Below are 26054 nucleotides of genomic sequence, written 5' to 3'. Positions count from 1 at the left end.
CCTCAGCCCTCCCGCGCAGTTCCCCGCGCCCCTGGCGGGACCGGTGCCGGGCAGCATGGAGCACCCTCAGCCCTCCCGCGCAGTTCCCCGCGCCCCTGGCGGGACCGGTGCCGGGCAGCATGGAGCACCCTCAGCCCTCCCGCGCAGTTCCCCGCGCCCCCGGCGGGACCGGTGCCGGGCAGCATGGAACACCCCCAGCCCTCCCGCGCAGTTCCCCGCGCCCCCGGCGGGACCGGTGCCAGGCAGCATGGAGCACCCCCAGCCCCCTCGCGCAGTTCCCCGCGCCCCTGGCGGGACCGGTGCCAGGCAGCATGCACATCCTCAGCCCGTCCGGCGATTGAGGACGAGCGCCGTTCAGGCGCGAACCGGGTTCTGGGGCGAAGCCCCAGCAACCCCGCCCTTCGCCTGCGGACCGTGCCCGCGTCCCGCGCAGTTCCCCGCGGCCCCCGGCGGGACCGGTGCCAGGCAGCATGGAGCACCCTCAGCCCCCCTCGCGCAGTTCCCCGCGCCCCTGGCGGGACCGGTGCCGGGCAGCATGCACATCCTCAGCCCGTCCGGCGATTGAGGACGAGCGCCGTTCAGGCGCGAACCGGGGTCTGGGGCCAAGCCCCGGCAACCCCGCCCCTCGCCTGCGGACCGTGCCCGCGTCCCGCGCAGTTCCCCGCGCCCCCAGCAGGACCGGTGCCAGGCAGCATGGAACACCCCCAGCCCTCCCGCGCAGTCCCCGCGCCCCCGGCAGGACCGGTGCCGGGCGGCATGTCTGGTCGTACGCAAACGGCCGCGGCACCCCCCGCCAGGGGGTACCGCGGCCGCGGAAGGCGTACCGAAGGCCCAGAACTACGCCGCTTCGCGGCGCAACGCGTCCATCGCCTTCTTCGTAACCTCATCCACCTTGCCCAGCGCGGAGATCGTGATGACGAGCCCCTGCGCACGGTAGTAGTCGATGATCGGCTCGGTCTCGCTGTGGTAGACCTCAAGCCGCTTGCGCACCGTGTCCTCGGTGTCGTCGACGCGCTGGTACAGCTCGCCGCCGCACTTGTCGCAGACGCCGTCCCGCTCAGGAGCGTTGTACGCGACGTGGAAGACGTGCGCACTGTCGTTGCGGCAGATCCGCCGGCCGGCGATCCGCTTGACGACCTCGTCCTCCGGGACCTCCAGGTCGAGCACCGCGTCCAGCTTCACGCCGTCCGCCTTCAGCACCTCGTCGAGCGCTTCGGCCTGGACCACGTTGCGCGGGAAGCCGTCGAGCAGGAAGCCGTTCACGGCGTCCGGTGCTTCCATGCGGTCCTTGGCCATCCCGATGGTGACCTCGTCCGGCACCAGGTTGCCCGCGTCCATGAACGCCTTGGCAGCCTTGCCCAGCTCCGTGCCCTGGCTGATGTTGGCACGGAAGAGGTCGCCCGTGGAGATGTGCGGGATCGCCAGGTTCTGGGCAAGGAACGCTGCCTGCGTTCCCTTGCCTGCACCGGGCGGTCCGACGAGGACGATTCGCATCAGCGGAGGAACCCTTCGTAATTGCGCTGCTGAAGCTGGCTCTCGATCTGCTTAACGGTTTCCAGACCCACACCCACGATGATGAGGATGCTCGTCCCGCCGAGCGGGAAGCTCTGGACGCCGCCGAAGATGATCAACGCCATTGTCGGTACGAGCGCGATCAGCCCCAGATACAGCGACCCCGGCCAGGTGATCCGGTTGAGTACGTAGCTCAGGTACTCGGCGGTCGGTCGGCCAGCCCGGATGCCCGGGATGAAGCCACCATACTTCTTCATGTTGTCGGCGACTTCCTCGGGGTTGAACGAGATCGCCACGTAGAAGAACGCGAAGAACACGATCAGCAGGAAGTAGCTGACGATGTAGTAAGGATGGTCGCCCTTGGTCAAATTGTCCTTGACCCAGGTCGCCCAGCCGGCCGTCGAGTTGGAGAACTGGACGATCAGCGCCGGGATGTAGAGCAGCGACGAAGCGAAGATGACGGGAATCACACCCGCCTGATTGACCTTCAGCGGAATGTAGGTCGACGTCCCGCCGTACGACCTGCGGCCGATCATGCGTTTCGCGTACTGCACGGGCACGCGCCGCTGGGCCTGTTCCACGAAGACCACGAGTCCGACCATGACCAGGCCGACGAGCAGCACCGTGCCGAACTCGATCCAGCCACCGGCGAGGTGGCCCTGCTTCTTGATGGCCCACAGGGAGCTCGGGAAGCTGGAGGCGATCGAGATGAACATCAGGATGGACATGCCGTTGCCGATGCCGCGGTCGGTGATGACCTCACCGAGCCACATGACGCAGGCGGTACCGGCCGTCATCGTGATCACCATGGTGATGGTGGTGAAGATCGAACGGTTCGGGATGATCTCGGTGGCGACCTGGCAGCCACTGAAGAGCGCGCCGTTGCGGGCCGTGGCCACAAGACCGGTGCCCTGGAGGATCGCCAGCGCCACGGTCAGGTACCGCGTGTACTGCGTGATCTTGGCCGTGCCCGCCTGGCCCTCCTTCTTGAGGGCTTCCAGGCGTGGGATCACCACGGTCAGCAGCTGCAGGATGATGCTCGCCGTGATGTACGGCATGATGCCGAGCGCGAAGATCGTGATCTGCAGCAGCGCGCCGCCGCTGAACATGTTGACCAGGCCGAACAGACCGCTGTTCTGCTGAGCCTGGTCCACACAGGTCTGCACGTTCTTGTAGTTCACGCCGGGCATCGGCACATGCGTACCGAGCCGGTAGATCACGATGATGCCGAGTGTGAAGAGCAGCTTCTTGCGCAGGTCAGGCGTCTTGAACGCCTGGGCGAACGCGGTGAGCACGGTGCCTCCTGCGACCCCCGCGCACGTGCGTCAGGGTGACGGTCTTGAGGTTCGACGAATAAGGAATGGAACGACTGAAAGGTCTTGATCTGCCAAAAATCCGTGCTGGGGCCGTCCAGGCACACAGCACGGAACTTAGACAGTGCACGCCACCATACCGGCGACCGTGCCCCCCTAGGAACGACCAACCGGGGATGCCCCATATGAGAGGCATCCCCGGTCGGATGTTCAAGCCATCAAGCTGTCTCAGACAAGCTCGGTGACGGTGCCGCCGGCGGCGGCAATCTTCTCCTTGGCGGAGCCGGAGACGGCGTCAACCGAAACCTGCAGCGCCACGGAGATCTCGCCCTGGCCAAGGACCTTGACGAGGCTGTTCTTGCGAACCGCGCCCTTGGCGACCAGGTCGGCCACCGTGACCTCTCCACCCTCGGGGTAGAGAGCGCCGAGCTTGTCCAGGTTCACGACCTGGAACTCGGTGCGGAACGGGTTACGGAAACCCTTCAGCTTCGGCAGGCGCATGTGGAGGGGCATCTGGCCACCCTCGAAGCGCTGCGGAACCTGGTAACGGGCCTTCGTACCCTTGGTACCACGACCAGCGGTCTTACCCTTGGACGCCTCACCACGACCCACACGGGTCTTGGCGGTCTTGGCGCCCGGGGCAGGACGGAGGTTATGGGCCTTCAGCGGGCTGTTCTCACCCATGTCAGTCGACCTCCTCAACCGTCACGAGGTGGCGGACGGTCTGCACCATGCCGCGGAACTCGGGGCGGTCCTCCTTGACAACCACGTCGTTCAGGCGCTTGAGCCCGAGCGAACGCAGGGTGTCGCGGTGGTTCTGCTTGCTGCCGATGTACGACTTCGTCTGCGTGATCTTGAGGCGGGCCATTAGACACCCGCTCCCGCACGTGCACGCAGCAGAGCCGCGGGGGCGACGGCCTCGAGGGGCAGACCGCGGCGGGCCGCGATCTCCTCGGGACGCTGCAGGCCCTTGAGGGCCGCCACGGTCGCGTGCACGATGTTGATCGCGTTCGAGGAGCCGAGCGACTTCGACAGGATGTCGTGAACGCCGGCGCACTCCAGAACGGCGCGCACCGGGCCACCGGCGATAACACCGGTACCGGGAGCAGCCGGCTTCAGGAGCACGACGCCCGCCGCACGCTCGCCCGTGATCGGGTGAGGGATGGTGCCCTGGATGCGCGGAACCTTGAAGAAGTTCTTCTTGGCTTCCTCGACACCCTTGGCAATGGCCGCGGGAACTTCCTTGGCCTTGCCGTAACCGACACCTACGGTGCCGTCACCGTCGCCCACCACGACCAGCGCGGTGAAGCTGAAGCGGCGACCACCCTTGACAACCTTGGCAACGCGGTTGATCGCGACAACGCGCTCAACGTAAGCGGTCTTCTCGGCGGCAGCGCCACCGTCGCGACCCTTCCGGTCCCGCCGCTCGCCGCCACCGGCACCGCTTCCGCGGCGCTGGGGTCCAGCCATTGGATTTACCTCTCTCTGTTACGTCCGTTAGTCCCGGAACCGGGGCTTAGAACTTCAGCCCGGCTTCGCGGGCGGCGTCAGCCAGAGCGGCAATGCGCCCGGCGTACCTGTTGCCACCACGGTCGAACACGACGGTCTCGACGCCCGCGGCCTTGGCGCGCTCGGCGACCAGGGCCCCGACCGACTTGGCCTGCGCGGACTTGTCGCCCTCGCCACCACGGATCGACGCGTCCAGAGTCGACGCCGACGCCAGGGTGTGACCCTTGAGGTCGTCGATGACCTGAGCGGTGATTCCGCGGTTGGAACGCGTCACGACGAGGCGCGGACGCTCCGCCGTACCCGACACGTGCTTGCGGATGCGGACGTGGCGACGTGCCTTGGCGGCACGCTTGTAAGCGTCGCCCTTGGCGATCTTCACACCGTATGCCATGGCTTACTTACCAGCCTTTCCGACCTTGCGGCGGATGACTTCGCCGGCGTACTTGACACCCTTGGCCTTGTACGGGTCGGGCTTCCGCAGCTTGCGGATGTTGGCGGCGACCTCGCCGACCTTCTGCTTGTCGATGCCCTCGACCGAGAACTTCGTGGGCGACTCGACCTTGAAGGTGATGCCTTCGGGAGCCTCGATGGTGATCGAGTGGCTGTATCCGAGCGCGAACTCCAGGTTGGAGCCCTTCGCCTGGACGCGGTAACCGACACCGCTGATTTCGAGCGCCTTGATGTATCCCTGGGTCACACCGGTGATCATGTTGGCCACCAGCGTGCGGGACAGGCCGTGCAGGGCCTTGTTCTGACGCTCGTCGTTGGGGCGGGTGACGTTCAGAACGCCGTCCTCACCCTCCACGATCTCGATGGGAGCCGCAACAGCGTGCGTGAGGGAACCCTTGGGGCCCTTCACGTGGACCGTACGGCCATCGATGGTGACGTCCACACCGGCGGGAACCTGGATGGGGAGCTTGCCGATTCGCGACATTAGCTTTTCCTCCGTTCCCGACTACCAGACGTAGGCGAGGACTTCCCCACCTACGCCCTTCTTGCCTGCCTGCTGGCCGGTGAGCAGACCGTGGGACGTGGAGATGATCGCCACGCCCAGGCCGCCGAGCACCTTCGGCAGGTTGGTGGACTTCGCGTACACACGCAGACCGGGCTTCGAGATCCGCTTGATGCCCGCAATGGAGCGCTCACGGTTCGGCCCGAACTTCAGCTCAAGGACGAGGTTCTTGCCGACTTCGGCATCCTCGACCTTCCAGCCGGTGATGAAGCCCTCCTGCTGGAGGATCTCCGCGATGTGCGACTTGATCTTGCTGTGCGGCATCACCACGGAGTCGTGGTACGCCGAGTTAGCGTTGCGCAGACGAGTCAGCATGTCTGCGATCGGGTCAGTCATGGTCATGAATCGGCCTTCGGCCTCTCTCGCCGCGGTTTCCTGTATGCGCCATCCCTCTCCCCACTCAGTGGCGGGACGGGTGCGGTGCGGGGACCTACGGCGTAGTAAGTCGTTATGGGCGGCGGACGCCCAACCCCACAAGCCTACGGCATGGGGAGTCGGGCACCCGCCGACCAGATACTTACCGAGAGCGTCCGGAAATTCCCAAGTCCCAAGGGACAGAGGGGAATTACCAGGAGCTCTTGGTCACGCCCGGCAGCTCGCCACGGTGAGCCATCTCACGGAGGCACACGCGGCACAGGCCGAACTTGCGGTACACGGAGTGGGGACGACCGCAACGCTGGCAGCGCGTGTAACCGCGCACACCGAACTTGGGCTTGCGGGCAGCCTTCGCGATGAGAGCCTTCTTCGCCATCTCGCTTACGCCTCCTTGAAGGGGAAGCCGAGGTGACGAAGGAGGGCACGGCCCTCGTCGTCGTTGGTCGCCGTGGTGACCACGGTGATGTCCATACCCCGGGTACGGTCGATCTTGTCCTGGTCGATCTCGTGGAACATGACCTGCTCCGTGAGACCGAAGGTGTAGTTGCCACGGCCGTCGAACTGCTTCGGCGACAGACCACGGAAGTCACGGATACGCGGCAGCGCGAGCGACAGCGTACGGTCCAGGAACTCCCACATGCGGTCACCGCGGAGGGTGACGTGGCAGCCGATCGGCTGACCCTCGCGCAGCTTGAACTGCGCGATGGACTTGCGGGCCTTGGTGACGGCCGGCTTCTGTCCGGTGATCGTGGTGAGGTCGCGAACCGCGCCGTCCATCAGCTTGGAGTCGCGGGCGGCGTCGCCCACACCCATGTTGACCACGATCTTGACGAGGCCGGGAACCTGCATGACGTTCTCGTACGAGAACTCCTCACGCAGCTTGCCCGCGATTTCCTCGCGGTACTTCGTCTTGAGACGCGGAGTGGTGGTGGTAGCCATCAGATGTCCTCACCCGTCCGCTTGGCAACGCGGATCTTGTTGCCCTCGTCGTCGAAGCGGAAACCGACGCGGGTGACGACCTTGTTGCCGTCCTTCTCCACGACGAGCTGAACGTTGCTCACGTGGATCGGGGCCTCGGTCGTCACAATGCCACCGGTCTGCGAACCGCGAGCGGTCTGGCCGGCCTTGGTGTGCTTCTTGACCCGGTTGACACCCTCGACCAGGACGCGGTCCTCGCGGGGGAAGGCCGCGATGACCTTGCCCTGCTTGCCCTTGTCCTTACCGGTGATGACCTGAACCAGGTCGCCCTTCTTGATCTTCATGCTTACAGCACCTCCGGCGCGAGCGAGATGATCTTCATGAACTTCTTCTCGCGCAGCTCCCGGCCCACCGGGCCGAAGATGCGGGTGCCGCGGGGGTCGCCATCGTTCTTGAGGATGACGGCCGCGTTCTCGTCGAAGCGGATGTACGAGCCGTCCTGACGACGACGCTCCTTGACGGTGCGCACGACGACAGCCTTGACGACGTCGCCCTTCTTCACGTTGCCACCGGGGATCGCGTCCTTGACGGTGGCGACGATGACGTCACCGATACCCGCGTAGCGGCGACCTGAGCCACCGAGCACACGGATGCAAAGGATTTCCTTCGCACCAGTGTTGTCGGCGACGCGCAGTCGCGACTCCTGCTGGATCACGTCTATCTCCTGATCGTCTGCCGGTTCCCGGCGGGGGCCACGGACCTCTTACGAGGTGCGGCCCCCACCGAGCCTGGCGGAACCACTCTGAGGGAAACCCCTCAGAGAATTTCCTTACTTGGCCTTCTCGAGGATCTCGACGATGCGCCAGCGCTTGCTCGCCGACAGCGGACGCGTCTCCATGATGAGGACGCGGTCGCCGACGCCGGCAGCGTTCTGCTCGTCGTGCGCCTTGAGCTTGTTCGTACGGCGGATGACCTTGCCGTACAGCGCGTGCTTCACACGGTCCTCGACAGCGACGACGACGGTCTTGTCCATCTTGTCGCTGACGACCAGACCCTCACGGGTCTTGCGGAAACCGCGCGCTTCAGTCGTCTCAGTCACATTCTTCTCGCTCATCAGGCGCTCTCCACCGTCTCGATGCCCAGCTCGCGCTCGCGCATCAGGGTGTAGATCCGGGCGATGTCCTTACGGACGGACTTGAGCCGACCGTGGTTCTCGAGCTGGCCCGTCGCCGCCTGGAAGCGGAGGTTGAACAGCTCTTCCTTGGCTTCGCGGAGCTTGCCGAGAAGCTCCTCGTCACCCAGCTCGCGCAGTTCGGACGCCTTGGTTCCGGCCGACATCACGCCTCACCTGCCTCGCGCCGGACGATGCGGCACTTCATCGGGAGCTTGTGAGCGGCTCGGGTGAGCGCCTCACGAGCAATCTTCTCGTTCGGGTAGGACAGCTCGAACATCACCCGGCCCGGGTGAACGTTCGCGACCCACCACTCCGGAGAACCCTTACCGGAACCCATGCGGGTCTCGGCAGGCTTCTTCGTCAGGGGGCGGTCCGGGTAGATGTTGATCCAGACCTTGCCGCCACGCTTGATGTGGCGGGTCATCGCGATACGAGCCGCCTCGATCTGGCGGTTGGTCACGTACGCCGGCGTGAGGGCCTGAATGCCGTACTCGCCGAACGCAACCGTCGTACCACCCTTGGCCATACCGCGGCGCTTGGGGTGGTGCTGCTTGCGGTGCTTGACCCTACGGGGGATCAGCATGTCGGTCAGGCCTCCGTTCCGGTGCTCTCAGCCGGAGCGGCGGCGGCGGGAGCCTCGGCCTTGGGGGCCTCGGCAGCCGGCGCAGCCTGCTGCGGCTTGCGGCCGCGACCGCCACGCTCGCCGCCACGACCACCGCGGCCACCGGCCGGACGGTCGTTGGCGCCACCACGGGCCGGGCGGTTACCCGCACGGGCCGCTGCGTTCTCGGCGCGAACCTCGGCGATGTTCTTGACGTCGCCCTTGTAGATCCAGACCTTCACGCCGATGCGGCCGAAGGTCGTCTTGGCCTCGAAGAAGCCGTAGTCGATGTTCGCGCGCAGGGTGTGCAGCGGCACACGGCCTTCGCGGTAGAACTCCGAGCGGGACATCTCGGCGCCGCCGAGACGGCCACCACACTGGATCTTGATGCCCTTGGCGCCGGCCTTCATGGTGCCCTGCATGCTCTTGCGCATGGCACGACGGAAGGAGACGCGGGAGGAGAGCTGCTCGGCAACGGCCTGAGCAACCAGCTGAGCGTCCATCTCGGGGTTCTTGACCTCAAGAATGTTCAGCTGGACCTGCTTGCCCGTGAGCTTCTCGAGGTCGCCGCGGATGCGGTCGGCCTCGGCGCCACGGCGGCCGATGACGATGCCGGGACGCGCGGTGTGGATGTCCACCCGCACGCGGTCACGGGTGCGCTCGATCTCAACCTTCGAGATGCCGGCGCGCTCCATGCCGGACGTCATCATCCTGCGGATGGCGACGTCTTCCTTGACGTAGTCCTTGTACAGCTTGTCGGCGTACCAACGGGACTTGAAGTCCGTGGTAATGCCGAGTCGGAACCCGTGCGGGTTTACCTTCTGGCCCATTACCGGGTTCCTTCCTTGCTGCTGACGACCACGGTGATGTGGCTGGTCCGCTTACGGATCCGGTAGGCACGGCCCTGAGCACGCGGTCGGAACCGCTTCAGGGTCGGGCCCTCGTCCACGTACGCCTCGCTGATGACCAGCGAAGAGGCGTCGGTGTGGTCGTAGTTGTGCGCGGCGTTGGCAATGGCGCTGTCCAGCACCTTGCCGACCGGCACGCTCGCGGCCTGCGGGGCGAAGCGCAGGACCGCCTGAGCCTCCGTGGCATCCATGCCACGGATAAGGTCCACCACGCGGCGGGCCTTCATGGGCGTGACGCGGATGTACCGCGCCTGGGCCCTGGCTTCCATGGTTGTCCCTTCGGTGTAAGTCATAGTCGTTACCCACCCCGCGTTAGCGGCGCTTCGACTTCCGGTCGTCCTTGACGTGGCCGCGGAAGGTGCGAGTCGGCGAGAACTCGCCGAGCTTGTGGCCGACCATCGACTCGGAGACAAACACCGGGACGTGGGTCTTGCCGTTGTGCACCGCGATCGTGTGGCCGAGCATGGCCGGGATGATCATCGAGCGACGGGACCAGGTCTTGATGACGTTCTTGGTTCCAGCTTCGTTCTGAGCGTCCACCTTCTTTACGAGGTGGCCGTCAACGAAGGGTCCCTTCTTGAGACTGCGCGGCATCTAAACCCGCTCCTAGCGCTTCTTGTTCGTCTTGCGGCGGCGGACGATGTACTTGCTCGATGCCTTCTTCGGCGAGCGAGTACGACCCTCCTTCTGACCCCACGGGCTGACCGGGTGGCGACCACCACTGGTCTTGCCCTCACCACCACCGTGCGGGTGGTCGACCGGGTTCATGGCGACACCGCGGACGGAGGGGCGAACGCCCTTCCAGCGCATGCGGCCGGCCTTGCCCCAGTTGATGTTCGACTGCTCGGCGTTGCCGACCTCGCCGATGGTGGCGCGGCAGCGGGCGTCGACCAGGCGAATTTCGCCGGACGGCATACGAAGGTGGGCCATCGTGCCCTCCTTCGCCAGCAGCTGCACCGAAGCACCCGCGGAGCGGGCGAACTTCGCACCGCCGCCGGGACGCAGCTCGATGGCGTGGATGGTCGTACCGACCGGGATGTTGCGCAGCGCCAGGTTGTTGCCCGGCTTGATGTCGGCCCCGGGGCCGTTCTCAACGCGGTCACCCTGGCCGAGGCCACGGGGCGCGATGATGTAGCGCTTCTCGCCGTCTGCGTAGTGCAGGAGCGCGATGCGAGCGGTGCGGTTCGGGTCGTACTCGATGTGAGCGACCTTCGCCGGCACGCCGTCCTTGTCGTGACGACGGAAGTCGATCACGCGGTAGGCACGCTTGTGGCCACCGCCCTGGTGACGGACGGTCACACGACCGGTGTTGTTACGGCCGCCCTTGCTGTGCAGGGGGCGGACCAGCGACTTCTCCGGCGTGGACCGCGTGATCTCGACGAAGTCGGCGACGCTGGAGCCACGACGGCCCGGAGTCGTCGGCTTGTACTTGCGGATACCCATTTCTCAGTCCTCGTCCGATATTCGGACCAGGGCGCTCCGTTAGGAGGCCTGGCCGAAGATGTCGATACGGTCGCCCTCAGCAAGGGTCACGATGGCGCGCTTGGTGTCGGCACGCTTGCCGAAACCGGTCTTCGTGCGCTTGCGCTTGCCCTGGCGGTTGATCGTGTTGACCCCGGTGACCTTGACCGAGAAGACCGCTTCCACGGCCTGCTTGATCTGGGTCTTGTTGGAGCCCGGCTTCACGATGAACGTGTACTTGTTCTCGTCGAGCAGCGCGTAGCTCTTCTCGGACACAACCGGCTTGACAAGAATGTCGCGCGGGTCCGTGAAGGTCTTGCTGGTGATCTCGGCCATCAGGCCTCGCTCCCCTCGTTGTCATCGGCCTTGGGGCCAGACACGAAGGACTCGAAAGCGGCCTGGGTGAAGACCACGTCGTCGGAGACGATCACGTCGTACGTGTTCAGCTGGCCCGGCTCCAGGATGTGGACCTGGGGCAGGTTGCGTGCGGACAGCCACGCGGCCTCTTCGGCGCGGTCGACGACCAGGAGCAGGTTGGCGCGCTCCGAGATCTTGCCGAACAGCGTCTTGGCGGCCTTGGTGGAAGCCGTGCCCTCGACCACGCCGGTGACGACGTGGATGCGGGAGTGGCGCGCCCGGTCGGAGAGGGCACCGCGCAGGGCGGCGGCCTTCATCTTCTTGGGGGTGCGCTGCGAGTAGTCACGCGGCTGCGGGCCGTGGACGACGCCACCGCCGGCGAACTGCGGCGCACGGGTCGAACCCTGGCGCGCGCGGCCGGTGCCCTTCTGGCGGTACGGCTTGCGGCCACCACCACGGACTTCGCCGCGGGTCTTGGTCTTGTGCGTGCCCTGACGGGCAGCTGCCAGCTGTGCGACGACGACCTGGTGGATCAGCGGAACGCTGGTCTTCGCGTCGAAGATCTCCGCGGGGAGCTCGACGGTACCGGCCTTGTCGCCTGCCGGCGAAAGGATGTCAATGGTGCTCATTACCTCAAGCCCCCTTGGCCGCGGTACGGACCAGGACGAGGCCGCCGTTCGGACCGGGGACCGCGCCCTTGATGAGGAGCAGACCCTTCTCCGCGTCAACCGCGTGGATGGTCAGGTTCTGGGTGGTGACACGCTCGTTGCCCATGCGGCCCGCCATGCGGACGCCCTTGAACACGCGGCCAGGGGTGGCGCAGCCACCGATGGAACCGGGCGAGCGGTGCTTGCGCTGGACGCCGTGTCCGGCGCCGAGGCCCTTGAAGTTGTGACGCTTCATGACACCGGCGAAGCCCTTGCCCTTGCTCTTGCCCGTGACGTCGACCTTGACGCCGGACTCGAACACCTCGGCAGTGATCTCCTGGCCCAGCGTGTACTCGCTGGCGTCAGGGGTGCGGAGCTCCACCAGGTGGCGGCGGGGCGTCACGTCGGCCTTGGCGAAGTGACCCTTGAGGGGCTTGTTCACCTTGCGCGGGTCAATCTCGCCGAAGGCGATCTGGACCGACTCGTAGCCGTCGACGTCGTTCGTGCGGACCTGCGTCACGACACACGGCCCGGCCTTGATGACGGTGACCGGGACAACCCGGTTGTTCTCGTCCCAGACCTGCGTCATGCCGAGCTTCTCGCCCAGGACGCCCTTGATGTTCTTGCTCATCTCGGCCCGTCCCTTCAGAGCTTGATCTCGATGTCGACGCCGGCCGGGAGGTCGAGACGCATCAGCGAGTCAACCGTCTTCGGCGTGGGGTCGAGGATGTCGATGAGGCGCTTGTGGGTGCGCATCTCGAAGTGCTCGCGAGAGTCCTTGTACTTGTGCGGCGACTTGATGACGCAGTACACGTTCTTCTCAGTGGGCAGCGGCACCGGGCCTGCGACCGACGCACCAGTGCGGGTCACCGTCTCGACGATCTTCTTCGCCGAGGAGTCGATGACCTCGTGGTCGTAGGCCTTGAGCCGGATGCGGATCTTCTGTCCCGCCATGGCTACCTAGTAGTCCTTTGTCTCGTAACGCTCTGGAACCCGGGGGTTCTACTGACTTCCGCCTCCGACCCACGCGGTCGGGCGTGTCGCACTCCCTCTACGCAGAAATCCCATACGGGATTTCCCAACCAAGGGGATGCGGGCCACAAGACCTCGCAATCGGGGGCAGAACACCCACCGGACGCCTGGCCGGAGCCCCGCTGACACTTCCCGGAAGATTCCCGTACGTCCGCCCCTGATCAGGGGCGACGAGTACTGTGGGACTCGCTTCCGGTCCTCCCGGCGGGAGACGCGCAGCATCGGCACTCAACCGAGCAACCCCGACAGTCTGCCATACCGGGACAGGGCCTGGCCAATCGCAGCCGGGAAGCGTACCCCACGTCACATGGGCTCACGCATTCGGCACGCGGCGTCTCTGCGCCGGCAGCCGCCCAGGCAGGCCGCACTCCCCGCCGTCCGGAATCATTCCGCGCCCCGACGCCGATGCTCCGGGGTCGCGCAAGTGGGCCTTCGCCGGGACTCATGTGCAGCCGTATGTGAGAGACGGAGCCGGTCTAAACCCGAGTGCTGGCGACCGGCAGCATAGGGGTGGTGACTGCAACGCGGATCATCCCGGTGTCGTCTGCCGCGATCTGCGCCACGCTGTGATCATCAGGATTGAGCCCCCTCAGCGCCGCTGCACTCTGCCTGCGCACGACCCATCCTGCTGCTTCGAAGTACGCCTGTCCCCGCGCCACGGCCCGAGTGGCTTCGTCGCGTCCAGTCACCTTTGCGGACCACGTGTGATGAAGGAAGGCGCGTCCGCGGTGGTCGTTGACCGGCCTCAGCCCATCCCCCGGGATCTGAGCATGTGGGGTGCGGAGGGCGTCATAAATACGGCTGGAGTGGCCCAGTACCCGGCGCTCGGCAGTGGGGTCGACCAAGGGGGCATGAAGAGATGCGACGTGCGCGGCAGGTGTGGCCGAACCCCCTGATGCTTGGAAGCACGGCGACGTAACCGTGATGGCGGCCAGCCCTTCACCCTTGGCCCGATCGAGAACGCCTGCGGTCGCGTCCATCCAGAAGTCGTCGTTCTTCGTTCGCAGGAAGACCGTGGGGAAGGGGTCGGACCAGTCGGGCGCACCGGCCGACGACTGATATGCGTATCCCAGTTTCAGCCAAGCCTCGGCGGCCTGCTTCACGAGGCTTTTCGCCGCGGTCCCCGGCACCCCGGTGAGCTGGTATCCGAGCCGGACCTGTACGCGATCGTCCTCGGTGTGGTCGTCATAAGCCAGGCACGGACCCACGGACGCCGGCCTGACGACCTTCAGAGTCGGTCGCGGTGTCATACGGTCCACCGCCTGATGAAGGATCTCTTCCGCACGCGCGATCGCCTGCTGGTCGTCCATGCTGACCTGCCCCGGTGTCGTTCCGTCGTTCTTCTGCATCCCGCATCCCGTCAGGATGAGGGCGACTGCCGCCAGCGCGACGGCCCAGCGCGCTCCTCGCAGATTCATGGCTTTCCTCCGGTCGCGATTTTCGCCGTGGAAGTGAGGGGCGCGTTTTCCCAGTACTGCGAGTGTGCTGGTATGCCATTCAAGCCCCAGTCCTCCCCGTCGGGAACAGAAAATACCTGCCCACCAAACTCGTCCGATGTGGGGTCATTCCCATACAGCACCGAATGATCATCGAAGAATTTCTCATACGCAAGCGGATTCAGCGGAGCGAGCCGGCCGGGGTTCGGCGGGGCCAAGTTGATGAGGTCATTCTTTGCCGTCGCCGACCATACGTGGTCGGCCGGCAGGTGCAGATCCTTGGCATGCTCGACACCGACACCCGGGCTGCCCACGAAAATGGCATTGTCCACAGGCAGCCCGGGATGATCCCGCAGAGTCTCACCTGCGACCAAGGTGCCATAACTGTGGCCCATCACCGTCGAGTTCACGTTGCCGCCGTTGCCGGTGCCGACCCCGGCGAGGAACTTACTCAGCGGTTCCCTAGCATCATCGGCCCACTTCGTCTCGGTGGCGTCGCCGAGAATGCTTTGCGGAGCGTCGTATCCCAACCACATGACGGAGGCTGTCTTGTGCCCGGGATCGATGTACTGGGCTCTCTCGTTCATCAGTTGGGCACGGTGCAGGTCGCCGTCAACAGAACTCAGTTTCGCCCCCGTTCCCGGCACGTACGTCACCACGTTGTCTGCCGTGTCGGGGTTCCCGAACGAAACTATGGCGTGTCCCAGCTTGTTGTTGTCGAATCCGAGAAGATAGCCGCGCTCCGCACCGTCGGACGACGGCTCCATCCGGGAGGTGATGCTGTCCATCCCGTTCAGCCTGTCTTGAAGCTCCTCTGTCCTCTCATTCCACTTCTTCCATTCGTCGGTTTCGACTTGCACACCCTTCAATACGGCTCCAGTGTAGGGATCGATGTAGGGGCGGAGGTGGTCAGCGGGTTCCTTTTTCATCCAGGCATCAAGTTGACTCTGCACACTGCCGTGCGTTTCTGCCAGCACAACGCGATTCACCTCGTCACGGACTGATGCGGGAATTCCGTCCAGTGCCCCGATGCTCGCCGGATACATGGCAATGTAGTCATCTCTCTCCTGATCGGAGAGCCCCTTCCACCAGTCCCTGTTGTGCGCTGGGGCGCCGTCCTTGGGCGGGGGCTTCATATGCCCCAGATATCCCTCCGCGTCCTTGTGGACCAGCTCCATGTCGTCCTGAGTGTCGCGCCAGTCTCCGTCCGACACCGTCAGATCGTCATCGGCCTTGAGCTTTCGCAGCGCGGGGGCCCACTTCTGATCGGTCTCCGTGGCCGCCTTGAGCGCCTCGGCGATGCGGTCGGCTATCTCCTGTGCGGGGCCGAAGTTGGGGTTGGGGTCGAAATGGGCCGCCTGCCGGTTGAGAGCGCGGGCCTGGTCCGAAAGCGTTCCATGTGCGGCGCCTGCCCCTGGTGGCGCCCCCCCAGGGTTGTCACCTGCCGCCGGGTAGCCAACCGAACCGTCGGAGCCGAGCGAGAAGTGCTTGGCCTCGGCATCCGCGATCGCGGCATTCAATGTGGCTTGCGCGGAGCGCATCTCGGCGGCAAAGGCGTCCAGGGCAACGCCGACCAGGCCGCACTCGACCTGGACGTACTGGTAGTCCTTCGACAGTTCTTGAAGCTGCTCCACCGCCGCGTCTGTCGCCTCGCCCTTCAGGCCCTTTCGCATCCCGGGGACAACCACGTTGTTCAGATGCTCCGTCGCCTGCGCGGCTATGTTGCCGACCGATCGGTACCCGCCCGCTGCCTCCTCGAACTCCGACGGCTTGAGGGCTTTGAGCGCTGCCAAGTCCATCGCGCTCACCGACCCGTTTCCTGGCCACCGACTGCGGGCGTGTCCTTGTACTGGACCTTCACCGCAGCCAGCGCAGCCTCAATCTCGTGGTCGCTCTTGTGTTGATCCGAGCCGGCCTTCCGGAGAAGGTCCTGCAATCCGTCACAGCGGTCGCCCAGCGCATGCAGGTACTTCTGCCAGGACTGGTGCAGCTCCCGCTGCGCGGCCGCACTCTCGCCCCCCACGTCCGCGCCCAGACCCCGCTGCCCGCCATCCAGCCCCGCCAGCGCCTTCGTGGTGTCTCCTGCGAGCAGGGCCACATCGCTGCCGGCGGCATTCCACACAGACCGGTCGGACCGCAGCCCCGCACCATCGTTGCCGCCACTGGCGCTCGCAAGGCGCATGGTGGACCGCTCCGCTGCTGCCGCCTTCAACTGTGCCCACTCCGCCGCGAAGGACGTCATTTCCCAAATCCCCCATGCCCCTGCCGGTTTCACGTCCCGGCAAGCCTAGGGAACCTCTCGCACCGCAACGTGAGTACTGCTACTCATTCGTCACGGGTACTTCGGCGCACCGTATCGAAGGCCCAGGCCCGCCTTCCCAACGCTGCTGTGCACGCGCGTCGTTGACTGAGCCATGCACGCCGTGAAACCCTCAGCCAGGGCATGGGCTGCCTCTGGGATCCGCGTACCCAACACGCGGACGGCAGCGGGCTATCGCAACAGCGCCACCACACGGCGACCCCGGCGGACCCTGTCGCGGTGAACCAATTGAACAGGTCGGTCTGACCGTGCTGCTTCTCATAAACATGGCGCGGAGGTCCGGCGCGACGGCATCGCCGAAGTCGTCGACCTGATCGGCCAGATGGTGCGCGCCTACCCGATCCAGAAGACCGCTGTCGGCATGCGCACCGTCGTCGACAGCACCGACCGCCTTCTTACCGGCGTCGATCCGCTTCTCGACCTTGCCCTGGCCCTTGTTCAGCAGGTGCTTCCCGCGGTCAACCAATCCCACGAAAGCCACCATCAGCCGTTGTTGCCTGGCAGAGGCTCACCGCGGTAGCCCCCTGACGCGTAGCGCCGCCCGCGCTCCCCCGGGAGAAGTACGACGCCGAGCTCCGCGGCGATCATTGCGCTGAGGCCAACCAGCTTCACCACCGAGGCGAACCCGGACGTCGCGAAACTTCAGCGACGGCCTGTCCCCGCAGCCGGACGCCGTCTTCTGATCTCCTACGCCAACGCACCCCCGCCCTCAGCATTAACCACATGGGCCGTGAGCAGTTGGGCGGTCAGCTCGCCGACGCGTACGTTACGAAGTCCGCCCACGCCTCCGGCGCAAGCGCGAGCTGTGGCCCCTCTGTGTTCTTGGAGTCACGGACGTGCACCATGCCGGGGGCGGCGGAGACCTCGACGCAGTCGTTGCCGTCACCGCTGCTGCTGTAGCTGCTCTTGAACCACACCAGAGCGGAGGCGTCCCGGGTAGCGGGGGTGACGATCATGTTTCTCCAAGCATCTGCTCGATGAAAGCCCGTGACTCTCGGGGCGTGAGTGCGTGGGCCCGGATCATGCCATAGCGCAGTTCCAGGATCCTGAGCTGCTTCGGATCGGACACGGGCCGGCCGTTGAATGCCCCCTCAGTGCGCCCCACCGCCGAACCGTCCGGAAACTTGAGCACCTCGATCAGCCCGCCTGTGCTGAAGTGTTCCTCGGAGTCTGTCGGCATCACCTGAATCGACACGTTCCGCAACTGCCCCAGCTCCATGAGCCGTTCGAGCTGCCGACGCCATACCATTCTGCCTCCGACCGGGCGGCGGAGCGTCACCTCTTCCTGGACGAAACCGAGAGTCGGCGCGGGCGACCTCTCGAAGACCGACCGACGGGCCATCCTTGCGGCCACCATGCGCTCCGTCTCCTCTTCCGAGTAGGCGGGAAGCCATGCGTCGAAGAGCGCTCGCATGTGCTCCTCAGTCTGCAACAGACCATGGATGTTGTGGTTGCTGTACAACCCAACCTCGACCGCCTGCGCCTCTGACTTGGCCAGTTCCCGAACCTTTTTCGGATACCTGACCTTCGCCACGTCCTCCTTCATCGCCGAGATCAGCCCGCCCGCCCCCAGGACCTCGTCCGCCTTGTCCAGATACTCAGGCTGAGGGATCCGCTTGCCTCCCTCGATCTTGTAGACCATGTCCTCGCCATACCCCACCGCCACCCCGAACTCCGCGGCCCGCATCCCCTTCGCCTCGCGTCGCAGCCTCAGCTGCCGCCCCACCGTCGCGACGACCGCCACACCCCAGTCGTCGTCCGGGTCCACCTCCCAGCCCGGCTCGTCCGCCTCGCCCTTGAGCCGGCCCTCAGCGCCATCCTCGTACTCCATCTCACACCCCTCCGCCGCACGTCCTAATCGCCTCGCCCCTTACCCGTACGGCCCGTGCCGACAGCCAAGACAACGCCGGACAAGCTCCGGACAGTGACCATACGGACCGGCTGAGTCACTATTCACGGTACGCACATGCCGCCACGCTCAGTCACGTGAACCAGGAAACCTCCACCCAACTCCCCGCCGCTGCCCGGCACTTCAGCGTTCTGCTGTCTTCCACCCCACGCGGCGCCCGCCTCGCCCGCATCCTCGCCATCTCCTGGCTGCGCGACTGGCGCCTGTCGCCCGGCGTCATCGACACCGCCGAACACCTCGTCGCCGAGCTCGCCGCGAATGCCGCCACCCACGGCCGGCTCCCCGGCCGGGACTTCCGGCTCGCCCTTGACGCCACCACGGACGTGCTCCGCGTCGAAGTGACGGACACCCGGGGCGACGACCTCCCCCGATACGCAACGCCACCGCCGCTCGCCGAATCGGGGCGCGGCCTGGTCCTCGTGGAGGCGTTCGCCGACCGGTGGGGCGTCAGCCTCGGCCCCGTCCCCCGCAAGACCGTCTGGGCCGAACTCGATCTGCTCCCGCAACCGCGACCACCGGCGCCACCGGAGCACGGCGGCCCGTGTTCCGGTGCGGCCAGCTCTCTTCTTTGAGAACCGCTTGAGAGAAAGAACCCCACCAAACCCCACCCCGCCCTCCCTCCCCCTCGCACATCCGTCCACCCACCGCGCAAACTCACTCACGCGGGTGAACATCAGCAACTGGGGTGGATTCGGGGCCAGTTGGCTGCTCTACGCTCAGCGCGAGCGACGCACCACCAAAACCACCCCAGACATGCGACGGCCCCCGCCGGGACTGGCATCCCGAGGCGAGGGCCTGACCGCCGAGGAAGAAGAGACCTTCCCGATGGATGTTCAGAACCCTAGCGCGCCCCCGCGCGCCCAGTCCCGAGTCCCGCGCAAAAACCACCCCCACCGACGCCCCCACGCCGGCATCGTTCACGACAACACCCGCCACACCACCCGCTTCACGGTGATCGGCAACCACCTCGCCCAGCACACCGAGCTGTCGGGGCTCGCGATCGGGCTCGCGGTGTACATCCAGTCGCTGCCCGCAGGCGCATCGGCCGACATCAAGACCCTCGCCGCCCGGTTCCCCGAGGGCTCGGCCCGTATCGCCGCCGCCCTGCGCGAGCTGGAAGCGCACGGCTACCTCCGCCGCACCCGCGAGCGCGTCCCCGGCGGGCGGATCGTCACCCGTACGGTCTCCTGCAACCAGCCCGGCGCACCCCGGGAGGCCGCCGCCCCGACCGTACGCAAGGCCGCCCCCGACAAGCCCCCGCCCCGCAAGCTCCTTCCCGCCGTACCTCGGCCCGCGTACCCGTCGCCCTGCCTGCTCCAGACCGCCACCGACCTCCTCGCCGGCCTCCGCCGCCAGGACCTCCGCCTTCTCCTCTCCACCGCCGATACGGAACACCTCGCCCCCGGCGTCGCAGCCTGGCTGGAACGCGAGGTCACCCCCACCGCCGTACGCCACGCGCTGACAGCGGACCTGCCACCCGACGACCTGCGCCGCCCAGCGGCCCTGCTGGCCCACCGCCTCGCCGCCCACTTGCCGCCTCCGCCACCGACCCGCGCGTCCGCGCCGGCCCTGGACGTACGGCATCCGCTCCAGACCTGCGACGGCTGCGACCGGGCCTTCCGCTCTCCCGCGCCGGGCCGCTGCCGCGGTTGCCGGGCTCCGTCGCCCCCGTCCTCCTGACGACCCACTCAAGAACAACGACCCGCAAGGAACCCCATGGTCAGCTCGCCCCACGAGGCGATGCACCGCGTCTTCCAGGAGTATCCGGAGCTCTTCGCCCGGGTCTCGGAAGTTCTCGGCGTCGGCTTCAAACCGCCCACTTCGATCACTGTCCTGCCCAACGACCTCACCGAGACCAGCCCTGTCGAACGCCGGGTCGACACGCTGGTGCGGCTGGAGATGGCGGATGACGAGCCGCTTCTTCTCGCCGTCGAGGCCCAGGGCAAGAAGGACCCGGCCAAGCCCGCGAGCTGGGCGTACTACGCCTCGTACCTGCTCACGAAGTACCAATTACAACCGGTGCTACTGGTCGTCTGCCAGGACCGTGCCACCGCCGAATGGGCGGACCGGCCGGTCAGCTTCGGCCCTCCCCAGTGGCCCACGCTCACCCTGCGTCCACTGGTCGCGGGCCCGCACAACATGCCGTTGATGACCGACCCCACGGAGGTCCGCAAAGATGTTGCCCTGGCCACTCTGGCCGCGATCACGCATGGCAAGAACCCGGACATCGGCGTCGTACTCAAAGCAATGACGACCGCTCTGGTGGACACGCCGGACGCCGTCAAGAATCCCGTCATCGAATTCATCTCACAGGGCCTGGGCAAGCTGCCCGCCGCAGCGCTATGGAGGAAACTAGTGGCCGTGGACCTTTCTTTCTACAAGTCGCCCCTCTTCGAGGAAATCCGTGACGAAGCCCGGGTCGAGGGCCGGGCCGAGGGTCGGGCCGAGGGCGAGACGCACCGGGCCGCCGAGGACGTCCTGGCAGTCCTGGCCGAGCGCGGCATCGACGTCCCCGAGGAAGCTCGTGAACGCATCACCGACTGTGATGATCCCGAGATCCTGCGCCGCTGGCTCCGGCGCGCCGTCACGGCTCCGACGGCTGAAGACATCTTCAGGGACGAGTAGCCAGGCCGCGGCGGGGAGGCCGACCCACGCCGTCACAGGCAGGCGTTCCGCCACTCGGGCCGAACGGCAAACGCCGCCACCCGCCGCATCCGCACCCCGCCACTACCCCGCGAACCAGTCCACCGTCAGCACACCTCGCTGATCTCCACCGAATCGCTGCCCCCGCCCCGCATAGGCAACCCCGCCATCGCTCCCCCTTTCACTGGGCGCGCCCGCCCTGGACACGTGGACCAAACAAGCGTGGGACGGGGCGCATGCCGACATGCGCCCGCACCCCCTCCAGACCTGCGAAACCTGCGACCGGGCGTTCCGCGCACACCTGCGACCGGGCGTCCCGCGCACCCAGTCCCGGGCGCTGCCATGACTGCCGCCCCGACCTGAAAAAGTCCACCTAGCATGAACGTGACGACCCTTGCCCTTGGGCAGCGACCACGAGGAGCGCACGCCATGAGCATCGCCCCGGACAACGCACGGCGGGACACACACCACCTGTACCGGACGATGCGGGAGTTCGTTGAGTCGATGGACGACACCCTCCCCGGCAAGTTCGAGATCACCAAGGAAGGGATCGTCCACGACATGATGGCGCCCGTCGGCCCCCATGAACTCACCGCCCTACGCGTGCGCAAGCGTTTGGAGAAGGTGATGCCGGACGAGTTCGTCGCCCATACGGGCACACCCGATGTGGAGATCGAGAACGAGAGAATCCTGCGGCATCCGGACATCATGGTGATCGCTGAAGCGGATATGGAGGTTCCGGCGTCATTCGACCCCCGCACCCTCATCGCCGCCATCGAAGTCGTCTCCCGCTCCAACCCCGACAACGACTGGGTCGGCAAGATGCGGGACTACCCCCTGCTCGGCGTCCCCGTCTACGCGATCTTCGACCCCCGCACGGGGACCGGCGCCGTCCTGTCCGAGATCCACTCCACCCCCGACGGCCCGCGTTACGCGACCCGCAAGGACTTCGTCTACGGCGAGGACGTCACCATCGCCGACTGGACGATCTCCACCGAATCGCTGCCCCGCTACCCCTGACGTACCCGGGCACGCAAGCCCGCCGCAGCGCCATAAAGGAAACCAGTGGCCGTGGACCTTTCTTTCTACAAGTCGCCCCTCTTCGAGGAAATCCGTGACGAAGCCCGGGTCGAGGGCGAGACGCACCGGGCCGCCGAGGACGTCCTGGCAGTCCTGGCCGAGCGCGGCATCGACGTCCCCGAGGAAGCTCGTGAACGCATCACCGACTGTGATGATCCCGAGATCCTGCGCCGCTGGCTCCGGCGCGCCGTCACGGCTCCGACGGCTGAAGACATCTTCAGGGACGAGTAGCCAGGCCTTGGCGGGGAGGCCGACCCACGCCGCAGGCATGCCCCGCCCCCTAGGCAACCCCGTCGCCCGCTCCCCCGTCTCACTGGGCGCGCCCGCCCTGGACGCGTGGACCGGGACGAGCGAGCGATGGACGGGGCGCACGTGGAGGAGACAGCAAGGCTCGGGGGGCCGGGGCGGCGGGTCGTGCTCGGGGGTGCCGTCGCCGCGGGGCTCGCCGTCACCGTCGCGGGGTGTGCCGTGCCCCCGCCGGGGCGGGGAAGGACGGCGGCCCCGGCCGCCCCGCTCTCCGCCCCGCGCACACCCCTCCTCCTCCAGATCCTCGCCCACCCCGACGACGACCTGTACTTCATGAACCCGGACACCCAGCACGCCCTGGACTCCGGTGTGCCGCTCGTCAGCGTGTACGTCACCGGGGGCGAGGCCAACGGCGACAACCGGGTCGTCAGCGACACCTCGCCGCACGTCTACGACAAGGCCGCCTATTCGTCCGCCCGGCACCAGGGGCTGCGGCAGGCGTACGCCGTCCTGCTCGGGCTCGACAAGTACGCCCCCTGGGAGAAGTCCGTCGCCGAGCTGCGCGGCGGGCACCGCGCCGAGGTCAACCGGCTCCAACACCGGGGCCGCAGCGTGGAGTTGGTGTTTCTCAACACCGCGATGCACACCCCGCTCGGGGGGCGGATGGGGCTGCCCAGCCTCTGGGAGGACCACCGCCTCCAGCTCCCCGTCGTCATCGCCGAGGGGTCGCCCCTCACCCGGGCCAAGTCCTACACGTACGACGACCTCGTCGACGTGCTGGCCGGGCTCCTCGCCGATTACTCCCCCACCCTCGTCCAGACCCTCGACCCCGACCCGGACATCCAGCACAGCTCCCCCGCCGACCGCGCCCACGACTCCGAGCAGCCCGGGTACGCCGACCACGCCGACCACACCGCCGCCGCATCCTTCGCCTGGGCCGCACTGATCCGGCACGCCGAGCGCGGCAACGCCTTCCTCGCCACCGCCTACCGCGCGTACTACAACCGCCACTGGCCCAAGAACCTCCCGGCGGGCGTCCTCGCCGAGAAGGCGGCGCACCTCGTTCCGTACGGCGGGAGCAAGGACTGGCAGTGCGGGAACCCCGGCGGCTGCGGGGACTACAACGTCGGCGGGAAGCGGCCGCTGACCAACTGGAAGGGCTGGGTGCGGTCCACCCACCACCGGCATCCCGGCGCCCGGCTGCTCGTCTCCGAGGACGGCGCCCATGCCTACGGCGTGCTCGGGCTGCGGGCGGTGCGCTGGAGCCGGAGCGGCGACGATCAGTGGGGCGCGCCGCAGGACCTCGGCGGATCGCCGCTCGCTCCCGTCCTCGGCGGCGCCACCCTGCCCGACGGACGACAGCTGCTGTTCGCGCTGCGCTTCTCCTCGCTCCAAGGGCGGGCCGGCGCCAACACCCGCGAGGTCGTGCTGCTCGAACAGGCCGCGCCCGGTGGGGAGTTCACCGCCTGGAAGGGGCTCGGCAACCCCGAGCGCGGGGACGACAGGGGGCGGCGGATCGGGCCGCCGGTCGCCGTGACCGCGCCGGACGGCCGCGTCCACCTCTTCGTGCGCAACGCCGACCGTGGCATCAGCTCCCGCATCCGGGGCGGGGACGGCGCCTGGTCGCCCTGGCGCGATCTGGGCGGGGAATCCGTACAGGAGGGTCTGAGCGGGGTCGTCGACGGGCGCGGGCGCGTGCATGTCTTCGCGGCCGGCGCCGACACCGTCCACCACTGGACGCAGAGCGCCCCGGGCGCGCCCCTCGGCCCCGTGCCGTCCCGGCTGCCGCTCGCCGTCGACCCGGTGGCGCCGGTCGTACTCGGTGACAGCGCCGGTGACGGCGACGGCGTACAGCTCCTGTACCGCACCTGCGCCGACCCGGCGAAGGCCCGCAAGGACCCCGGCTCCCCCGCGTCCCCGCGCCTCACCTCCGTACGCCTGGACGGCAGCCCGGCGCGGCCGGTCGCGCTCGACGGGTACGGCCCGGTCGCCGCGGCGGGCGGCCACGTGCTGGGCACGGACGAGCAGGGGCGGGTCCAACTCGCGGGCGCGCTCGCGGGCGCGGGGCGGGTGTCCAAGCGGACCCGGGGCGCCGTCCCGGTGGGGCCGCCCACGCTGTACGTCCGCGACGGGCACCCCCTCGCAATGGGTCTCGGCGTCGACGCCACGCCCTGGAGCTGGCGCCCGTAACGCCCCGAGCGCCCCACGCCTCGGCGGCGCCCCATGCCGGGCGCACGACGCCATCCGCGCACGACGCGACCCGCGGACAACGCGAAGAGCCCCGCACCTCGAAAGGTGCGGGGCTCTTCTGACAGCTCAGCGAGCTACCAGGTCAGACAGTCAAGTACTTACTTGACGATCTTGACGACCTGGCCGGCGCCCACGGTCCGGCCACCCTCACGGATGGCGAACTTGAGGCCCTCCTCCATGGCGACCGGCTGAATCAGCGAGACGTTCATGGAGGTGTTGTCGCCCGGCATGACCATCTCGGTGCCCTCGGGGAGGGTAACGACACCGGTCACGTCAGTCGTACGGAAGTAGAACTGCGGGCGGTAGTTGTTGAAGAACGGCGTGTGACGGCCACCCTCGTCCTTGGACAGGATGTACGCCTGGGCCTCGAACTCGGTGTGCGGGGTGACCGAACCGGGCTTGATGATGACCTGGCCGCGCTCGACGTCCTCGCGCTTGATGCCACGAAGCAGCAGACCGACGTTCTCACCGGCCTGGCCCTCGTCGAGCAGCTTGCGGAACATCTCGATGCCGGTGACCGTGGTGGTGGTCTTCTCGGTCTTGATACCGACGATGTCGACGGTCTCGTTGACCTTCAGGACACCACGCTCGATACGACCGGTGACGACGGTGCCACGACCGGTGATCGTGAAGACGTCCTCGATCGGCATCAGGAACGGCTTGTCGACGTCACGCTCGGGCTGCGGGATCGCCTCGTCGACGGCGGCCATCAGGTTCAGGACCGACTGGCCCCACTCCTTGTCGCCCTCAAGCGCCTTGAGCGCCGAGACCTTGACGACCGGCAGGTCGTCGCCCGGGAACTCGTACTCGGAGAGGAGCTCACGAACCTCAAGCTCGACGAGCTCCAGGATCTCCTCGTCGTCCACCATGTCGGCCTTGTTCAGGGCGACAACGATGTACGGAACGCCGACCTGGCGGGCCAGGAGCACGTGCTCCTTGGTCTGCGGCATCGGGCCGTCGGTGGCGGCAACCACGAGGATCGCGCCGTCCATCTGCGCGGCACCCGTGATCATGTTCTTGATGTAGTCCGCGTGACCGGGGCAGTCGACGTGGGCGTAGTGACGCGACTCGGTCTGGTACTCGACGTGCGCGATCGAGATCGTGATACCGCGCTGGCGCTCCTCAGGAGCCTTGTCGATCTGGTCGAAGGCCGAGGCCTCGTTCAGGTCCGGGTACGCGTCGTGCAGCACCTTGGTAATGGCGGCCGTGAGGGTCGTCTTACCGTGGTCAATGTGACCGATGGTGCCGATGTTGACGTGCGGCTTAGTCCGCTCGAACTTTGCCTTCGCCACTGGGGTCCTCCTGCGGAGTGGTTCTGGTACGCCTTACTCATCGGCGCCAGGTGATCTTT

General features: G+C 67.0%; 37 protein-coding genes. 7 read left to right on the top strand and 30 right to left on the bottom strand.

Annotated elements, in window-relative coordinates; translation table 11 throughout:
- Positions 1–837: 837 nt before the first annotated feature.
- The 27 genes from ACGFW5_RS25625 to ACGFW5_RS25495 all read right to left on the bottom strand — a co-directional run bounded on the left by ACGFW5_RS25625 (position 838) and on the right by ACGFW5_RS25495 (position 16984).
- Positions 838–1494, bottom strand: coding sequence for an adenylate kinase (locus ACGFW5_RS25625; protein ID WP_393836617.1), 657 nt, complete (start codon positions 1492–1494; stop codon positions 838–840).
- On the bottom strand, positions 1494–2807 hold the full coding sequence (gene secY, locus ACGFW5_RS25620) for a preprotein translocase subunit SecY (RefSeq protein WP_393836616.1): 1314 nt from the start codon (positions 2805–2807) through the stop codon (positions 1494–1496). The genes ACGFW5_RS25625 and secY overlap by 1 nt, the downstream gene beginning before the upstream one ends.
- A gap of 246 nt (positions 2808–3053) precedes the next feature.
- Positions 3054–3509: a 50S ribosomal protein L15 gene (gene rplO / locus ACGFW5_RS25615; protein ID WP_120721896.1), complete on the bottom strand. Its 456-nt coding sequence runs from the start codon at positions 3507–3509 to the stop codon at positions 3054–3056.
- Between the two features lies 1 nt (position 3510).
- Positions 3511–3693 carry a 50S ribosomal protein L30 gene (rpmD, locus tag ACGFW5_RS25610; RefSeq protein WP_053682614.1) on the bottom strand — a complete coding sequence of 61 codons (183 nt, stop codon included), beginning with the start codon at positions 3691–3693 and terminating at the stop codon, positions 3511–3513.
- Positions 3693–4295, bottom strand: coding sequence for a 30S ribosomal protein S5 (gene rpsE, locus ACGFW5_RS25605; RefSeq protein WP_267055816.1), 603 nt, complete (start codon positions 4293–4295; stop codon positions 3693–3695). The genes rpmD and rpsE overlap by 1 nt, the downstream gene beginning before the upstream one ends.
- 46 nt (positions 4296–4341) lie before the next feature.
- Entirely contained in the window at positions 4342–4725 is a 384-nt protein-coding gene (gene rplR, locus ACGFW5_RS25600) for a 50S ribosomal protein L18 (RefSeq protein ID WP_100578126.1), read from the bottom strand.
- Positions 4726–4728: 3 nt separating this feature from the next.
- Positions 4729–5268 (bottom strand): 50S ribosomal protein L6, encoded by a 540-nt coding sequence (gene rplF / locus ACGFW5_RS25595; RefSeq protein WP_393836615.1) that lies wholly within the window; start codon positions 5266–5268, stop codon positions 4729–4731.
- Between the two features lie 21 nt (positions 5269–5289).
- Complete coding sequence (rpsH, locus tag ACGFW5_RS25590) at positions 5290–5688, bottom strand: 30S ribosomal protein S8 (protein ID WP_003966947.1); 399 nt, start codon at positions 5686–5688, stop codon at positions 5290–5292.
- Positions 5689–5911: 223 nt separating this feature from the next.
- Entirely contained in the window at positions 5912–6097 is a 186-nt protein-coding gene (locus ACGFW5_RS25585; RefSeq protein WP_003948630.1) for a type Z 30S ribosomal protein S14, read from the bottom strand.
- 5 nt (positions 6098–6102) lie between these two features.
- The gene (gene rplE, locus ACGFW5_RS25580) at positions 6103–6660 is read right to left on the bottom strand and encodes a 50S ribosomal protein L5 (protein ID WP_053727613.1); all 558 of its coding nucleotides are present in this window, start codon (positions 6658–6660) and stop codon (positions 6103–6105) included.
- The gene (gene rplX, locus ACGFW5_RS25575) at positions 6660–6983 is read right to left on the bottom strand and encodes a 50S ribosomal protein L24 (RefSeq protein WP_053727612.1); all 324 of its coding nucleotides are present in this window, start codon (positions 6981–6983) and stop codon (positions 6660–6662) included. The genes rplE and rplX overlap by 1 nt, the downstream gene beginning before the upstream one ends.
- A gap of 2 nt (positions 6984–6985) precedes the next feature.
- The gene (gene rplN / locus ACGFW5_RS25570; protein WP_053727611.1) at positions 6986–7354 is read right to left on the bottom strand and encodes a 50S ribosomal protein L14; all 369 of its coding nucleotides are present in this window, start codon (positions 7352–7354) and stop codon (positions 6986–6988) included.
- Between the two features lie 114 nt (positions 7355–7468).
- Positions 7469–7753, bottom strand: coding sequence for a 30S ribosomal protein S17 (gene rpsQ / locus ACGFW5_RS25565; RefSeq protein WP_100578124.1), 285 nt, complete (start codon positions 7751–7753; stop codon positions 7469–7471).
- Complete coding sequence (gene rpmC, locus ACGFW5_RS25560) at positions 7753–7977, bottom strand: 50S ribosomal protein L29 (protein WP_100578218.1); 225 nt, start codon at positions 7975–7977, stop codon at positions 7753–7755. Before rpmC ends, rpsQ begins: the two co-directional genes overlap by 1 nt.
- Positions 7977–8396: a 50S ribosomal protein L16 gene (gene rplP, locus ACGFW5_RS25555; RefSeq protein WP_053727610.1), complete on the bottom strand. Its 420-nt coding sequence runs from the start codon at positions 8394–8396 to the stop codon at positions 7977–7979. Before rplP ends, rpmC begins: the two co-directional genes overlap by 1 nt.
- A 5-nt stretch (positions 8397–8401) precedes the next feature.
- Entirely contained in the window at positions 8402–9244 is an 843-nt protein-coding gene (rpsC, locus tag ACGFW5_RS25550; protein WP_053727609.1) for a 30S ribosomal protein S3, read from the bottom strand.
- On the bottom strand, positions 9244–9591 hold the full coding sequence (gene rplV / locus ACGFW5_RS25545; protein WP_004571827.1) for a 50S ribosomal protein L22: 348 nt from the start codon (positions 9589–9591) through the stop codon (positions 9244–9246). Before rplV ends, rpsC begins: the two co-directional genes overlap by 1 nt.
- A gap of 43 nt (positions 9592–9634) precedes the next feature.
- The gene (rpsS, locus tag ACGFW5_RS25540) at positions 9635–9916 is read right to left on the bottom strand and encodes a 30S ribosomal protein S19 (protein ID WP_100578122.1); all 282 of its coding nucleotides are present in this window, start codon (positions 9914–9916) and stop codon (positions 9635–9637) included.
- Between the two features lie 12 nt (positions 9917–9928).
- Positions 9929–10765 (bottom strand): 50S ribosomal protein L2, encoded by an 837-nt coding sequence (gene rplB, locus ACGFW5_RS25535; RefSeq protein WP_120721901.1) that lies wholly within the window; start codon positions 10763–10765, stop codon positions 9929–9931.
- 39 nt (positions 10766–10804) lie between these two features.
- Positions 10805–11119: a 50S ribosomal protein L23 gene (rplW, locus tag ACGFW5_RS25530; protein ID WP_053727606.1), complete on the bottom strand. Its 315-nt coding sequence runs from the start codon at positions 11117–11119 to the stop codon at positions 10805–10807.
- On the bottom strand, positions 11119–11769 hold the full coding sequence (rplD, locus tag ACGFW5_RS25525; protein WP_189963079.1) for a 50S ribosomal protein L4: 651 nt from the start codon (positions 11767–11769) through the stop codon (positions 11119–11121). Before rplD ends, rplW begins: the two co-directional genes overlap by 1 nt.
- A gap of 4 nt (positions 11770–11773) precedes the next feature.
- Positions 11774–12418, bottom strand: a complete 645-nt coding sequence (gene rplC, locus ACGFW5_RS25520; protein ID WP_120721902.1) for a 50S ribosomal protein L3 — start codon at positions 12416–12418, stop codon at positions 11774–11776.
- Positions 12419–12432: 14 nt separating this feature from the next.
- A complete protein-coding gene (rpsJ, locus tag ACGFW5_RS25515) occupies positions 12433–12741 on the bottom strand; it encodes a 30S ribosomal protein S10 (RefSeq protein WP_003948644.1) in 309 nt (102 codons plus the stop codon).
- A gap of 554 nt (positions 12742–13295) precedes the next feature.
- Positions 13296–14237 (bottom strand): hypothetical protein, encoded by a 942-nt coding sequence (locus ACGFW5_RS25510; protein WP_393836614.1) that lies wholly within the window; start codon positions 14235–14237, stop codon positions 13296–13298.
- Positions 14234–16054 carry an alpha/beta hydrolase gene (locus tag ACGFW5_RS25505; RefSeq protein WP_393836630.1) on the bottom strand — a complete coding sequence of 607 codons (1821 nt, stop codon included), beginning with the start codon at positions 16052–16054 and terminating at the stop codon, positions 14234–14236. The genes ACGFW5_RS25510 and ACGFW5_RS25505 overlap by 4 nt, the downstream gene beginning before the upstream one ends.
- A 5-nt stretch (positions 16055–16059) precedes the next feature.
- Positions 16060–16497: a hypothetical protein gene (locus ACGFW5_RS25500; RefSeq protein ID WP_393836613.1), complete on the bottom strand. Its 438-nt coding sequence runs from the start codon at positions 16495–16497 to the stop codon at positions 16060–16062.
- A 190-nt stretch (positions 16498–16687) separates the two neighbouring features.
- Positions 16688–16984 (bottom strand): putative T7SS-secreted protein, encoded by a 297-nt coding sequence (locus tag ACGFW5_RS25495; protein WP_393836629.1) that lies wholly within the window; start codon positions 16982–16984, stop codon positions 16688–16690.
- Here ACGFW5_RS25495 and ACGFW5_RS25490 point away from each other — a divergent pair.
- On the top strand, positions 16898–17095 hold the full coding sequence (locus ACGFW5_RS25490) for a hypothetical protein (protein WP_393836631.1): 198 nt from the start codon (positions 16898–16900) through the stop codon (positions 17093–17095). The two genes, ACGFW5_RS25495 and ACGFW5_RS25490, sit on opposite strands and share 87 nt — an antisense overlap.
- A 226-nt stretch (positions 17096–17321) precedes the next feature.
- On the opposite strand, the gene ACGFW5_RS25485 is transcribed toward ACGFW5_RS25490, so the two are convergent.
- Both ACGFW5_RS25485 and ACGFW5_RS25480 read right to left on the bottom strand, forming a co-directional pair.
- A complete protein-coding gene (locus ACGFW5_RS25485; protein WP_393836612.1) occupies positions 17322–17531 on the bottom strand; it encodes a DUF397 domain-containing protein in 210 nt (69 codons plus the stop codon).
- On the bottom strand, positions 17528–18406 hold the full coding sequence (locus ACGFW5_RS25480) for a helix-turn-helix transcriptional regulator (protein ID WP_393836611.1): 879 nt from the start codon (positions 18404–18406) through the stop codon (positions 17528–17530). The genes ACGFW5_RS25485 and ACGFW5_RS25480 overlap by 4 nt, the downstream gene beginning before the upstream one ends.
- A gap of 155 nt (positions 18407–18561) precedes the next feature.
- Between ACGFW5_RS25480 and ACGFW5_RS25475 the strand changes: the two genes are divergently transcribed.
- The 6 genes from ACGFW5_RS25475 (at position 18562) to ACGFW5_RS25450 (ending at position 24643) form a co-directional block, all read left to right on the top strand.
- Positions 18562–19056, top strand: coding sequence for an ATP-binding protein (locus ACGFW5_RS25475; protein WP_393836610.1), 495 nt, complete (start codon positions 18562–18564; stop codon positions 19054–19056).
- 253 nt (positions 19057–19309) lie between these two features.
- Positions 19310–20164 carry a helix-turn-helix domain-containing protein gene (locus ACGFW5_RS25470; protein ID WP_393836609.1) on the top strand — a complete coding sequence of 285 codons (855 nt, stop codon included), beginning with the start codon at positions 19310–19312 and terminating at the stop codon, positions 20162–20164.
- A gap of 36 nt (positions 20165–20200) precedes the next feature.
- Positions 20201–21109: a hypothetical protein gene (locus tag ACGFW5_RS25465; protein WP_393836608.1), complete on the top strand. Its 909-nt coding sequence runs from the start codon at positions 20201–20203 to the stop codon at positions 21107–21109.
- A gap of 447 nt (positions 21110–21556) precedes the next feature.
- On the top strand, positions 21557–22147 hold the full coding sequence (locus ACGFW5_RS25460) for a Uma2 family endonuclease (RefSeq protein WP_359000875.1): 591 nt from the start codon (positions 21557–21559) through the stop codon (positions 22145–22147).
- A gap of 51 nt (positions 22148–22198) precedes the next feature.
- Entirely contained in the window at positions 22199–22438 is a 240-nt protein-coding gene (locus ACGFW5_RS25455; protein WP_393836607.1) for a hypothetical protein, read from the top strand.
- A gap of 126 nt (positions 22439–22564) precedes the next feature.
- Positions 22565–24643 carry a PIG-L family deacetylase gene (locus tag ACGFW5_RS25450; protein WP_393836628.1) on the top strand — a complete coding sequence of 693 codons (2079 nt, stop codon included), beginning with the start codon at positions 22565–22567 and terminating at the stop codon, positions 24641–24643.
- A 158-nt stretch (positions 24644–24801) separates the two neighbouring features.
- Here the strand turns inward: ACGFW5_RS25450 and tuf are convergent, their stop codons facing one another.
- Positions 24802–25995 (bottom strand): elongation factor Tu, encoded by a 1194-nt coding sequence (tuf, locus tag ACGFW5_RS25445; RefSeq protein ID WP_393836606.1) that lies wholly within the window; start codon positions 25993–25995, stop codon positions 24802–24804.
- Positions 25996–26054: the final 59 nt, after the last annotated feature.

Source organism: Streptomyces sp. NPDC048416 (assembly GCF_043200435.1).
Lineage (GTDB): Bacteria > Actinomycetota > Actinomycetes > Streptomycetales > Streptomycetaceae > Streptomyces.
Note: the sequence above shows the minus strand (reverse complement) of the source record. Positions and strands in the feature narration are given on the sequence as shown.

Bases quoted from the DNA above. Each gene is read 5' to 3' on its own strand.
- ACGFW5_RS25625 (WP_393836617.1), bottom strand. From the start codon at position 1,494: ATGCGAATCGTCCTCGTCGGACCGCCCGGTGCAGGCAAGGGAACGCAG.
- rplO (WP_120721896.1), bottom strand. From the start codon at position 3,509: ATGGGTGAGAACAGCCCGCTGAAGGCCCATAACCTCCGTCCTGCCCCG.
- rpmD (WP_053682614.1), bottom strand. From the start codon at position 3,693: ATGGCCCGCCTCAAGATCACGCAGACGAAGTCGTACATCGGCAGCAAG.
- rpsE (WP_267055816.1), bottom strand. From the start codon at position 4,295: ATGGCTGGACCCCAGCGCCGCGGAAGCGGTGCCGGTGGCGGCGAGCGG.
- rplR (WP_100578126.1), bottom strand. From the start codon at position 4,725: ATGGCATACGGTGTGAAGATCGCCAAGGGCGACGCTTACAAGCGTGCC.
- rplF (WP_393836615.1), bottom strand. From the start codon at position 5,268: ATGTCGCGAATCGGCAAGCTCCCCATCCAGGTTCCCGCCGGTGTGGAC.
- rpsH (WP_003966947.1), bottom strand. From the start codon at position 5,688: ATGACCATGACTGACCCGATCGCAGACATGCTGACTCGTCTGCGCAAC.
- ACGFW5_RS25585 (WP_003948630.1), bottom strand. From the start codon at position 6,097: ATGGCGAAGAAGGCTCTCATCGCGAAGGCTGCCCGCAAGCCCAAGTTC.
- rplE (WP_053727613.1), bottom strand. From the start codon at position 6,660: ATGGCTACCACCACCACTCCGCGTCTCAAGACGAAGTACCGCGAGGAA.
- rplX (WP_053727612.1), bottom strand. From the start codon at position 6,983: ATGAAGATCAAGAAGGGCGACCTGGTTCAGGTCATCACCGGTAAGGAC.
- rpsQ (WP_100578124.1), bottom strand. From the start codon at position 7,753: ATGAGCGAGAAGAATGTGACTGAGACGACTGAAGCGCGCGGTTTCCGC.
- rpmC (WP_100578218.1), bottom strand. From the start codon at position 7,977: ATGTCGGCCGGAACCAAGGCGTCCGAACTGCGCGAGCTGGGTGACGAG.
- rplP (WP_053727610.1), bottom strand. From the start codon at position 8,396: ATGCTGATCCCCCGTAGGGTCAAGCACCGCAAGCAGCACCACCCCAAG.
- rpsC (WP_053727609.1), bottom strand. From the start codon at position 9,244: ATGGGCCAGAAGGTAAACCCGCACGGGTTCCGACTCGGCATTACCACG.
- rplV (WP_004571827.1), bottom strand. From the start codon at position 9,591: ATGGAAGCCAGGGCCCAGGCGCGGTACATCCGCGTCACGCCCATGAAG.
- rpsS (WP_100578122.1), bottom strand. From the start codon at position 9,916: ATGCCGCGCAGTCTCAAGAAGGGACCCTTCGTTGACGGCCACCTCGTA.
- rplB (WP_120721901.1), bottom strand. From the start codon at position 10,765: ATGGGTATCCGCAAGTACAAGCCGACGACTCCGGGCCGTCGTGGCTCC.
- rplW (WP_053727606.1), bottom strand. From the start codon at position 11,119: ATGGCCGAGATCACCAGCAAGACCTTCACGGACCCGCGCGACATTCTT.
- rplD (WP_189963079.1), bottom strand. From the start codon at position 11,769: ATGAGCACCATTGACATCCTTTCGCCGGCAGGCGACAAGGCCGGTACC.
- rplC (WP_120721902.1), bottom strand. From the start codon at position 12,418: ATGAGCAAGAACATCAAGGGCGTCCTGGGCGAGAAGCTCGGCATGACG.
- rpsJ (WP_003948644.1), bottom strand. From the start codon at position 12,741: ATGGCGGGACAGAAGATCCGCATCCGGCTCAAGGCCTACGACCACGAG.
- ACGFW5_RS25510 (WP_393836614.1), bottom strand. From the start codon at position 14,237: ATGAATCTGCGAGGAGCGCGCTGGGCCGTCGCGCTGGCGGCAGTCGCC.
- ACGFW5_RS25505 (WP_393836630.1), bottom strand. From the start codon at position 16,054: ATGGACTTGGCAGCGCTCAAAGCCCTCAAGCCGTCGGAGTTCGAGGAG.
- ACGFW5_RS25500 (WP_393836613.1), bottom strand. From the start codon at position 16,497: ATGACGTCCTTCGCGGCGGAGTGGGCACAGTTGAAGGCGGCAGCAGCG.
- ACGFW5_RS25490 (WP_393836631.1), top strand. From the start codon at position 16,898: ATGGTGCGCGCCTACCCGATCCAGAAGACCGCTGTCGGCATGCGCACC.
- ACGFW5_RS25485 (WP_393836612.1), bottom strand. From the start codon at position 17,531: ATGATCGTCACCCCCGCTACCCGGGACGCCTCCGCTCTGGTGTGGTTC.
- ACGFW5_RS25480 (WP_393836611.1), bottom strand. From the start codon at position 18,406: ATGGAGTACGAGGATGGCGCTGAGGGCCGGCTCAAGGGCGAGGCGGAC.
- ACGFW5_RS25470 (WP_393836609.1), top strand. From the start codon at position 19,310: ATGGATGTTCAGAACCCTAGCGCGCCCCCGCGCGCCCAGTCCCGAGTC.
- ACGFW5_RS25465 (WP_393836608.1), top strand. From the start codon at position 20,201: ATGGTCAGCTCGCCCCACGAGGCGATGCACCGCGTCTTCCAGGAGTAT.
- ACGFW5_RS25460 (WP_359000875.1), top strand. From the start codon at position 21,557: ATGAGCATCGCCCCGGACAACGCACGGCGGGACACACACCACCTGTAC.
- ACGFW5_RS25450 (WP_393836628.1), top strand. From the start codon at position 22,565: ATGGACGGGGCGCACGTGGAGGAGACAGCAAGGCTCGGGGGGCCGGGG.